Here is an 8,897-nt window from a genome sequence, read left to right as displayed (position 1 = left end):
GTATGGGTGCGGGTGTGGCGGTCCTCGCGGCGGCGCAACGCGATGTGGCAGCCGTTGCAGCGCTCTTCCCCGCTCCGACGGCCCCGAAAGCCGAAAGGTACGCGCCGAAGGTCACCGTCCCGGGCCTGATCGTGACCGGCAGTGACGTCGACTCCATGAACAGCAACGCGAAGGAATTGGCATCGTCGTGGGGCGGCGACCACGTCCTGCGTTCGGTCCACGGCGCATCGGCATCGGGTCTGACCGAGGGCCGACGACTGCTCGGAGCGCTGGGAGTCGGTGGTTCCGAGCGGAAGACGCAGAACGTGACGCGCGCGCTTGTGACCGGCTTCCTGCTCTTCCACCTCACCGGCGACAAGAAATACGAAGCTTTCGGCATGGGCGAGGCGGAGATCCCCCACACGACCCTTGTCGATCCGAACGAGGACCATGTCCGCGCAACGCCGCCTCGCAGCGCACTGGCCGCACTGATCGGGTAGGCCTGATCGAGACACGACAAGCGTCTCGTCAGACGAGCCAACTGCGGGGACGGTAGAAATCGTCGTCGTCGTCGAGGTCCGGACGTTCGCGATCGGGTGTGGGCGAGCTGACCGGTTCGACGGTCGACTCGGAGGGTATCGACCGAGCAGAGTGAACCGCCGTCGCCTCGCTGAGCCGGAGTTCGTCCTGTCGTTGCCGGAACAATTCCAGTTCCGCCCTCATGTGCGCACGCCGCGCACGTAACCGGTCGGCACGATCGGTCACAACGGACCGGCCTCCGCCAGTTCGGCACCACTGTCGAAGCCGGTCGGGGATGGCGGAGCAGGCAGACGTGGCGGCTCGGGTATGAACGTGTCGGGCGCCGGTAGGGGTGCTGCTTCCCTCTCCGGCCCCTGCTCGACACCGACCACCTGCGGCAGGTGTGCGGTCGGGGCACCGTCTCCACCTCCGCCTGCGTTCACTCCTAGGCCCGCAGCATCGTCCTCCCCTGCGGGCGGCGCGCCGGCTCCCGGAGGTTCTGCAACGGACTCATCTCCGGCGCTGCCGCTGACGAGCGTCGGCGGGACCGGACCCGGATCAGGCGTCGGCCCGTCCTCGGCGCCTTCTTCTGGACCCGTCTCGGTAACGATGCGAGGAAGTCCGTCGGGCCCGATCCCCACCTCGAACCGCGATGTACCACCCAGTTCGTCGCTGATCTCGAGATGAATTCCGCGGCCGTCGTCGTCGAGGGCGAGTGTCCAGGACTTGCCGTCGAGCGTCACTGCGAGGTGTTTGTCCTTCCCGGGGCCGCCCTCCGAACCCCCAGGAGAAGCATCAGCATCCTCGGTCGGGCTGTCGCCACCGGTTTCACCACTGGGGCCGTTCTCGATGTCTCGGTTGTTCTCACCGATGAGCGCGCTGACGGCATCCTCGACGAGTGGCTGGATGATCGAACCGAGTCGACTCAGCCCTCCCATCAGGTCCTGCCCCAGCCCTGCGAGATCGGCGGCACCCGTCCCGCCACCCTGAACCGGCTGTCCGGGAACACCGCCGAACCCGGGAATGCCGCCGAACCCGGGCAGACCTCCGGGCTGGATCGCCGGCATCGCAGGGCCGGTACCGACGCCGGCACCGAACTGGCCGATCGGCGCCGAGATCGGAGTCGAGCCGCCTGCACCCCCACCGGTCGAGGCGGGAACGGTGGCGGCGGGTACCGAAGATTCCGACACGACAGCCTGTGCGGAACGGCCCGGGATCCCGACAGCCGCGTCGTCGACCACCGGGCTGGGCGCAGGACCAGCAAACGGACCGGGCACTCCCACGTTCGGGACCGGGGCACCGTGTGGAGCCGCAGGCGTTTCGGGGGCACCCGGATGAGAAAGAGCCTGCTCCTGCACCGGGATCGGGATCGCATGTGCCTCGGCGATCGCGGCGTCGTACGCGGCATGCACTGCCTCCGCGCACTCCGCACAGGCCACCGCGAACTCGCGCTGCTTCGTTTCGTAAACACGCCGGAAGTTCGTGTCGAACCAGTCCTTCGTGATGGCGGCGGCGCGTCTGACCACGTCATCGCGGTCGAGCCATCTGAGCGCGCCGGCGCCACCATCCTTGTACAATCCGTTGACGTGCCGGAAGTCGTCATCCGCGAGGTCCGGGAACCAGTAGGACGCGTCCTCCATGCGGTCCTTGGCGAGGGAATTGTCACCGTCTCGGCCGTGGGCGTAGATGTCTGCGAGTACCGCAATCTGCGCCGGGGTGTACCCGCCGACCGTGGACTGGTGCAACGACGCAACCTTGTACGCCTTGTGAGTCACCGCGGTGCTGAGGGTCAGGTTCACCTCGAACATCACCTCCGCGAGGACCTGCAAACGCCCGACGGTGGCGGCGGCGCGCACATCGCCCAGGTCCGCCGCGTCGAGCGCCGCTGTGGCCGCGACGCCGGTCCAGCCACGCCGCACACCGGACATCGAACTCTCGTGTTCGTCGAGCTCCGCACGCGCGATGTCGAGACTGCGTCCGAGAATGCCGATGTCCCGGGCGAGCGCGTTCACATCCATTCCCCGCTCGGCGTCGAACCTGGCGTAGTAGTCGGTGAGGTCGAGGCTTTCGTAACCCAGCTTGGTTGCCGCGGAGAGGAACAACTCGAAGAACTCGAGTCCGCGGGCCCCGAGATCGAGCATGTCGTCGGGCACGTTCAGAGTATCCGGTCGAAGATGCTCGCCCAGTTCGCGTTTGGCCGCCTCGGCCTCGTGCGCTGCATGCCCGTTGTCGAGCAACTCGGCGTAGCGCACATCTGCACTTGGATTCCGGGCACCCGCACCGACCCCGTACTCGTCGGAGAACGGCCGCCACAACGGTTCGTCCTCGGCACGCGCGGCCGCCCACGCCTGAACGAGTTGCGCCTTGTACTCACGGCTGAGATTCGGATCCTCCATCAACGACGTCGGATCAGTGGTCACCACTGGACCCCGTTCACGTCCGACGCGAAGCCGTGGTCGACCGCCCCATACCTCGTCGCATCGGCCCGGAGGGTCAGCCCGATCGACTCCGTCCCGGTGGCCCAGACCTCGAATGTGGTGGCGACAACGCCGAGTGCGTCGCGCAACGCGTCACCTTTCGCAGCGTAGTCGCGGCCCGCTGCCGTCCCGGTGAATCCGAACCGGCCGACGTCGACCGCCTGCTGTCTCAGGACCTCCGCGGATCGGACCAGTCTCGCTCCGGCAGCGGCCACCACCGCAACATCGACCTCGAATCCATCCACCATTGCCCCACCCTCTCTTCGCGACCTACTGCATTGGACGCGGCAGCGCACCGATCGGTTCCCCCACGCGATGATCGGGTCGATACTAACGGGAAAGACCGTGGTGACTGCGGCGGAGGTGCCGCCCGCTCAGATCGAGGCGACGATGCCGGCCAGCTCGTCGGCGAGACTTCGTGCGACGTCGAGATCCGATGCCTCGACCATCACCCGGACGAGCTGTTCGGTCCCGGAGGGCCGCAACAGTACTCGACCTTGGTCGCCCAGGCGTCGCTCGGCAGCCTCCACCGCGTCCACAACGACGGACGAGGACGCGACGACGGCCTTGTCCGCGACCTTCACGTTGACGAGTACCTGTGGGAGCGTGGTCATGGCCGACGCCAATTCCGTGAGGGATCGGCCCGTGCGGGCCATACGGCCCATCAGACGCAGGCCCGTCAGCACCCCGTCACCGGTTGTCCCGAAGGCGGGAAGTACGACGTGCCCTGATTGTTCACCGCCCAGGCTGTAGCCGCCTTCGCGGAGCACTTCGAGGACATACCGGTCACCCACACCCGTGGTGACCAGGGAAATCCCGGCCGACCGCATCGCAATGTGCAGACCGAGATTGCTCATCACCGTTGCAACGAGAGTATTGCCGGCCAACTCGCCGTCCTCACGCATACCCAGAGCCAGGACGGTCATGATCGCGTCACCGTCGACGACCGATCCACCGGCATCGATGGCCAGGCAGCGATCCGCGTCTCCGTCGAGTGCCAGTCCCAGATCTGCTCCGTTATCGACAACAGCCTTCTGCAGGTTCTCGACGTGGGTGGAGCCGCAGTGATCGTTGATGTTGAGCCCGTCGGGCGCGGCGTGAATAGCGATGACCGTGGCGCCTGCGGCGCTGTACGCGGCGGGCGCCACCCGCGAGGCGGCGCCGTGTGCACAGTCCACCACCACGGTGAGACCGTCCAACCGATCCGGCAGAGCACCGGCGAGGTGCCGGAGATACCGATCCTCGGCATCGTCGACGGTGCGAACCCGTCCGATCTCGGCACCTGTGGGCGCTCGTCTCGTGCAAGTACCGGCGATGACCGTTTCGATCCGGTTTTCGATGTCGTCGTCGAGTTTGTGCCCACCTGCTGCGAAGATCTTGATGCCGTTGTCGGGCATGGGATTGTGCGAGGCGGAGATCATGACTCCGAGCGAGGCACCCAGTTCCGCGGTGAGGAAAGCCACGGCGGGTGTGGGGAGTATCCCGACGTTCAGAACGTCCACTCCGGCAGATGTCAGCCCCGCGACGACCGCCGCCTCCAACATCTCGCCGCTCGCCCGTGGATCACGACCGACGACGGCCGTGCGACGCCCATCCCCCTGCGGCGCGAGCACGGTGGCGGCCGCGGCAGCCACCGTCAACGCCAGTTCGGCAGTGAGCTCGGCATTCGCCAGACCCCGAACGCCATCTGTTCCGAACAACCGACCCATAGACCAGACCTCTCGCACGTCGACAACACACGCTCTACAGCGAATAAAACCGAGAGCAGGCGTCCGGTAATCATGGACGCCTGCTCTCGGGAAGAACAGGTGCCGAAGCCGTCCGCGAGGGGCGGCTTCGGCGACACATCAGCGCTTCGAGTACTGAGATGCCTTGCGGGCCTTCTTCAGGCCGTACTTCTTGCGCTCGACGGCGCGGGCGTCACGAGTGAGGAACCCGGCACTCTTCAGAGCGGGACGATCGTCGGGGGTGACCTCGATGAGCGCACGGGCAATGGCGAGACGCAGCGCGCCGGCCTGCCCGGACGGTCCGCCGCCGTGCAGCAGTGCGGTGATGTCGAAGGACTCGGTGCGGTCGACAGTGACGAGCGGCGCCTTGATCAGCTGCTGGTGCACCTTGTTCGGGAAGTAGTCCTCGATGGTGCGGCCGTTGAGCTTGAACTCGCCGGTTCCCGGGCTCATGCGAACACGGACAACCGCTTCCTTCCGTCGTCCGACGGTCTGGATGGGACGGTCGATCACGATCGGGGCCTGCTGCGCACCGCCGGCCTCGATATCCTCTGCAACCTCGGGCTCCTCGACGGACACGTACTCGTCCGCCGCCACCTCGACGGCCTCGGTGATCTCTTCGGGGTTGGACACGTTCTGTTCCTCCGGCGTCGTCACTGGGCCACCTGCTTGATCTCGAACGGCACCGGCTGCTGCGCGGCGTGGGGGTGGTTCGGGCCCGCGTAAACCTTCAGCTTGGTGCTGATGGCGCGACCCAGCTTGTTCTTGGGGAGCATGCCGACAACGGCCTTCTCCACAAGGCGGTCGGGGTTCTTGTCCAGAACCTCGCCGACCGAGCGGGACTTCAGACCACCGGGAAATCCGGAGTGGTGGTACAGGAACTTGCCTTCGCGCTTGTTGCCGCTGATGGCAACCTTCTCGGCGTTGATGATGACGACGAAGTCGCCGCCGTCAACGTGCGGTGCAAAGGTGGGCTTGTGCTTGCCGCGCAGCAAATTCGCTGCCTGGACGGCAAGGCGACCGAGCACCACGTCGGTGGCGTCGATGACGTGCCACGTGTGGGTCACATCTCCGGCCTTCGGGGTGTACGTAGACACAGAACTTCCTCGTCTTGTTCATTCCGCTGCTGGCCATTGCGTATCGTCGAGCGATTCCCGGCGGCCAGTTGAGACCCGAGAACCGCCTGCCACTGCGCTGATGAGCGCAGCGGCGCACGGCACGCCAACGCAGAACAATACCGGCTGCCACACCTCGGGGTCAAAATCGCCATCTCCGGGAGTGTGACGGACGATCAACCTGCCAACGCGTCGACCAGCCGTTCCACGGCCCACGTCAGCTCTCGCCGTTCTATCACCAGCGGCGGTGCGATCCGGATCGTGCCCTCGTGCGCGTCTTTCGCCAGGACCCGCCGGGCGAGTAGACGCTCGCAGATCACCCGGGCGGGAGGCATGCCCGCTGCCAGTTGGACTCCGGCCCACAGACCCCTGCCCCGGACTTCCGACACGTGCTCGTCGGGGAGTTCCGCCAGCATGCCGTGCAGGTAGGTCCCCAGCTCACGACTCCGGCGCTGATATTCGCCGGTCTCGAGCAGTTCCACCACGGCGCTACCGACGGCACACGCGAGAGGGTTGCCACCGAAGGTGCTCCCGTGCTGGCCCGGCCCGATCACGTCCATGACCGGCCAATCGGCGACCACAGCGGACACCGGCAGCAATCCTCCGCCGAGGGCCTTGCCGAGAACGTAGACGTCGGGGACGACACCCTCATGGTCACAGGCGAAGGTATCCCCGGTTCTCCCCAGGCCGCTCTGGATCTCGTCCGCCACCATGAGCACTCCGCGACGCGTGCAGATCTGCCGCACTTCTGTGAGGTAGCCGCCCGGAGGCACCAGGACGCCGGCTTCACCCTGGATCGGCTCGAGAAGCACCGCGACGGTGGCGTCCGTGATCGCGTCCTCCACGGCCCGCGCGTTCCCGTACTCCACCGACACGAAACCGCCTGGGAACGGTCCGAATCCCGTGTAGGCATCGGCGTCGGTGGAGAATCCGACGATGGTGATGGTCCGGCCGTGGAAGTTGCCCGCACACGTGATGACCTCCGCCTTCCCCGGCGGCACTCCCTTGACGTCGTAGCCCCACTTACGCACCAGTTTGAGTGCCGTCTCCACGGCTTCCGCCCCGGTGTTCATCGGCAACACCGCGTCCTTGCCGCACAAACGACTCACGTCCTCGCAGAACTGCGCGAAACGGTCGTGCTGGAAAGCCCGGCTCGTCAGCGTGAGACGACCCAGTTGCTCGCGCGCGACGGCGACCAACCGTGGGTGCGCATGTCCGAAGTTGAGCGCGGAGTATCCCGCGAGCACATCGAGATAGTCGACGCCGTCGATGCCCTTGACCCACGACCCCACTCCCGACTCAATCACTATCGGCAACGGGTGATAGTTATGCGCGCTGTGCTCGTCCGCCCTGTTCAGCTGATCGCGCATCACATCCGCCACCGAGAACACATCGTCCGACATCGCTTTACCCCTGATCTCTCCCGGTCGCCCAGTTGGCTCCGGTCGGCCGGCTCTCTCCGGTCGGAAAGCTCACGCCGGTCGGAAAGCTCACGGAACCCGCGAAGCTCCGATGCGCTGCATGTGAACCCGTCACCGAACTCGAGAAGCGCCGAGTAGTCGATCGGTACGGGTCGTAGCCGCGGTGCGTCATTTCGTCCGCGTGGTACGAGCCCCGCACGGGTAGGACCACGTCGACACCGCCGCTCTCCAGATCGAGTCCCAGCCGCTCGGTGTCGACTTCGCCTGCCGGTATCGCGTCCGGGACGGTGTCGGGCAGTCCCGCGGCAGGGTTGATCGTCAGAACCTGATGTCGGAGACCGCGGTAGACGTCGACGGGTGAAACCCACTGCGCCATTGCACGTTCACGGTCAACCACTTCCTTGGGACATATCCACGCATCGATCGAATACGCGACATCGAAGTAGGTGGGCGGAGACATCAGACAGGTGCACGCCACTGACCGTCGGGACGAGCCGAGACCGTCGGAGGGCGACATCGCGATCCCCCTCCTTCTGCGTCGGTCAGATCAGTATCCACCTGCCGAAACGCCCGATCAATGCCCCGATCCACGGCCCGATCGGCACAGCGCCGCAGCAGCAGTTGCTGCCGGGGCGTTGTGCACGACGGATAAGGTCACCCCCAGGAGGCGGCGTTCCTGTTCTCTGCGGCCTGCATGTCGCTCGCACCCTGCTCCACGGTCCTCGCGATGGTCTCCAGGACCTGCAGAAGGTCGTTGTTGGCGTTGTCCCACTTCGCCTGTACACCCTGGTACGCCTCCTGGGCGCCGCTCTCCCATTGTGCGACGAGCCCACGCACGTAGCCCTGCAGCTCCTCATGGGTCTCGCGCAGCTTGGCCTCGTTCGACTTGATATCGCTCGACAGCGCCTGCAGCTCGGCAAATCCGTACTTCAAAGACATTCGATGCTCCTTTAACGTTTCGTGGGTGAACTCGAGCTCGGAGAATCCCTAGATATCGAGCGATCCCGAATTGCCGGCCGCACGGATTGCGTCCTGGTTGGACTGCTCGGCAGCGTCGTACCCCTTGCCGTTCTCACGAATCTTCACCGCGATCTCGGCCAGCGAGTCCTGGAGCCGCCGCGACGCATCACCGTAGCGAACCATCAACGCCTGAAAAGCATCCTGCGCTCCGCCTGCCCAGGCGGTGGACGACGCCTCACAGCGGCCCTTGAGGCCGGAGATGGTGGACTGCAGCTGCGCGTTCACCGTCTCGACATGATTGGCCGCGGCCTCCATCTGGCCGACATCGGTAACAACTCCCGCCATTGTGACTCCTTCTGTTCATCGGTGTGGCGGCCCCCATTGGACTGCCCGATCCACCCCTACACACGATTGGACGCGTCAGCGGTCCTATCGGTTCCACCACTGTGGAAGTTCTTTCGCGGCCGAACCCGACGGCTCACGGCGCAATCACCAGGGATCGCACCATTTCCGCGCACACTCCCTCGATCGCATCCCATTCGCCGGAAAGGAACTGACATCCGACGCTCACCTGGAGGTCACGCTCGACGAGGACGTGCCATTTCACTGACGAACTCTCGTCCGGGAACTCGTTGTACGAGATGCCCGGTCGCCCACCGAAAACCACGTCGCGTTCCAGCCCCCCGAACAGATCGGGCC

At 65.8% G+C, this 8,897-nt stretch carries 11 protein-coding genes and 1 pseudogene; 1 reads left to right on the top strand and 11 read right to left on the bottom strand.

From position 1 onward, the window contains the following. Nucleotides 1-479: pseudogene (locus tag WAW17_RS28350) on the top strand (hypothetical protein); the annotation flags it as partial. A 28-nt stretch (nt 480-507) separates the two neighbouring features. Here the strand turns inward: WAW17_RS28350 and WAW17_RS28345 are convergent. The 11 genes from WAW17_RS28345 to WAW17_RS28295 all read right to left on the bottom strand — a co-directional run. Further along, the gene (locus tag WAW17_RS28345; RefSeq protein WP_422336188.1) at nt 508-744 is read right to left on the bottom strand and encodes a hypothetical protein; all 237 of its coding nucleotides are present in this window, start codon (nt 742-744) and stop codon (nt 508-510) included. After that, nucleotides 741-2,918: a hypothetical protein gene (locus tag WAW17_RS28340; protein WP_422336187.1), complete on the bottom strand. Its 2,178-nt coding sequence runs from the start codon at nt 2,916-2,918 to the stop codon at nt 741-743. The genes WAW17_RS28345 and WAW17_RS28340 overlap by 4 nt, the downstream gene beginning before the upstream one ends. Beyond that, a complete protein-coding gene (locus tag WAW17_RS28335) occupies nt 2,915-3,223 on the bottom strand; it encodes a hypothetical protein (RefSeq protein ID WP_422336186.1) in 309 nt (102 codons plus the stop codon). Before WAW17_RS28335 ends, WAW17_RS28340 begins: the two co-directional genes overlap by 4 nt. A 126-nt stretch (nt 3,224-3,349) precedes the next feature. Then, nucleotides 3,350-4,684: a phosphoglucosamine mutase gene (glmM, locus tag WAW17_RS28330; RefSeq protein ID WP_422336185.1), complete on the bottom strand. Its 1,335-nt coding sequence runs from the start codon at nt 4,682-4,684 to the stop codon at nt 3,350-3,352. A 138-nt stretch (nt 4,685-4,822) separates the two neighbouring features. Next, nucleotides 4,823-5,359 carry a 30S ribosomal protein S9 gene (gene rpsI / locus WAW17_RS28325; protein ID WP_422336184.1) on the bottom strand — a complete coding sequence of 179 codons (537 nt, stop codon included), beginning with the start codon at nt 5,357-5,359 and terminating at the stop codon, nt 4,823-4,825. Beyond that, nucleotides 5,356-5,799, bottom strand: a complete 444-nt coding sequence (gene rplM, locus WAW17_RS28320) for a 50S ribosomal protein L13 (RefSeq protein ID WP_422336183.1) — start codon at nt 5,797-5,799, stop codon at nt 5,356-5,358. Before rplM ends, rpsI begins: the two co-directional genes overlap by 4 nt. A gap of 194 nt (nt 5,800-5,993) precedes the next feature. Beyond that, nucleotides 5,994-7,220 carry an ornithine--oxo-acid transaminase gene (rocD, locus tag WAW17_RS28315; protein WP_422336182.1) on the bottom strand — a complete coding sequence of 409 codons (1,227 nt, stop codon included), beginning with the start codon at nt 7,218-7,220 and terminating at the stop codon, nt 5,994-5,996. Between the two features lie 4 nt (nt 7,221-7,224). After that, the gene (locus WAW17_RS28310) at nt 7,225-7,698 is read right to left on the bottom strand and encodes a hypothetical protein (RefSeq protein ID WP_422336181.1); all 474 of its coding nucleotides are present in this window, start codon (nt 7,696-7,698) and stop codon (nt 7,225-7,227) included. Nucleotides 7,699-7,892: 194 nt separating this feature from the next. Then, entirely contained in the window at nt 7,893-8,177 is a 285-nt protein-coding gene (locus WAW17_RS28305) for a WXG100 family type VII secretion target (RefSeq protein ID WP_422336180.1), read from the bottom strand. Between the two features lie 48 nt (nt 8,178-8,225). Continuing rightward, nucleotides 8,226-8,543, bottom strand: a complete 318-nt coding sequence (locus tag WAW17_RS28300; protein WP_422336179.1) for a WXG100 family type VII secretion target — start codon at nt 8,541-8,543, stop codon at nt 8,226-8,228. Nucleotides 8,544-8,676: 133 nt separating this feature from the next. Further along, nucleotides 8,677-8,897: type VII secretion-associated protein (locus WAW17_RS28295; protein ID WP_422336178.1), on the bottom strand; the 221-nt coding region annotated here is incomplete at its 5' end.

Origin of the sequence: Rhodococcus sp. (in: high G+C Gram-positive bacteria) (assembly GCF_049286785.1) — a bacterium.
In the GTDB taxonomy this organism is placed as follows: Bacteria; Actinomycetota; Actinomycetes; order Mycobacteriales; family Mycobacteriaceae; genus Rhodococcus_F.
The sequence above is the reverse complement of the archived record's forward strand: the minus strand, read 5'-3'. Positions and strand labels throughout refer to the sequence as shown.

Bases quoted from the DNA above. Each gene is read 5' to 3' on its own strand.
- WAW17_RS28335 (WP_422336186.1), bottom strand. From the start codon at position 3,223: ATGGTGGATGGATTCGAGGTCGATGTTGCGGTGGTGGCCGCTGCCGGA.
- glmM (WP_422336185.1), bottom strand. From the start codon at position 4,684: ATGGGTCGGTTGTTCGGAACAGATGGCGTTCGGGGTCTGGCGAATGCC.
- rocD (WP_422336182.1), bottom strand. From the start codon at position 7,220: ATGTCGGACGATGTGTTCTCGGTGGCGGATGTGATGCGCGATCAGCTG.
- WAW17_RS28310 (WP_422336181.1), bottom strand. From the start codon at position 7,698: ATGTCTCCGCCCACCTACTTCGATGTCGCGTATTCGATCGATGCGTGG.
- WAW17_RS28305 (WP_422336180.1), bottom strand. From the start codon at position 8,177: ATGTCTTTGAAGTACGGATTTGCCGAGCTGCAGGCGCTGTCGAGCGAT.
- WAW17_RS28300 (WP_422336179.1), bottom strand. From the start codon at position 8,543: ATGGCGGGAGTTGTTACCGATGTCGGCCAGATGGAGGCCGCGGCCAAT.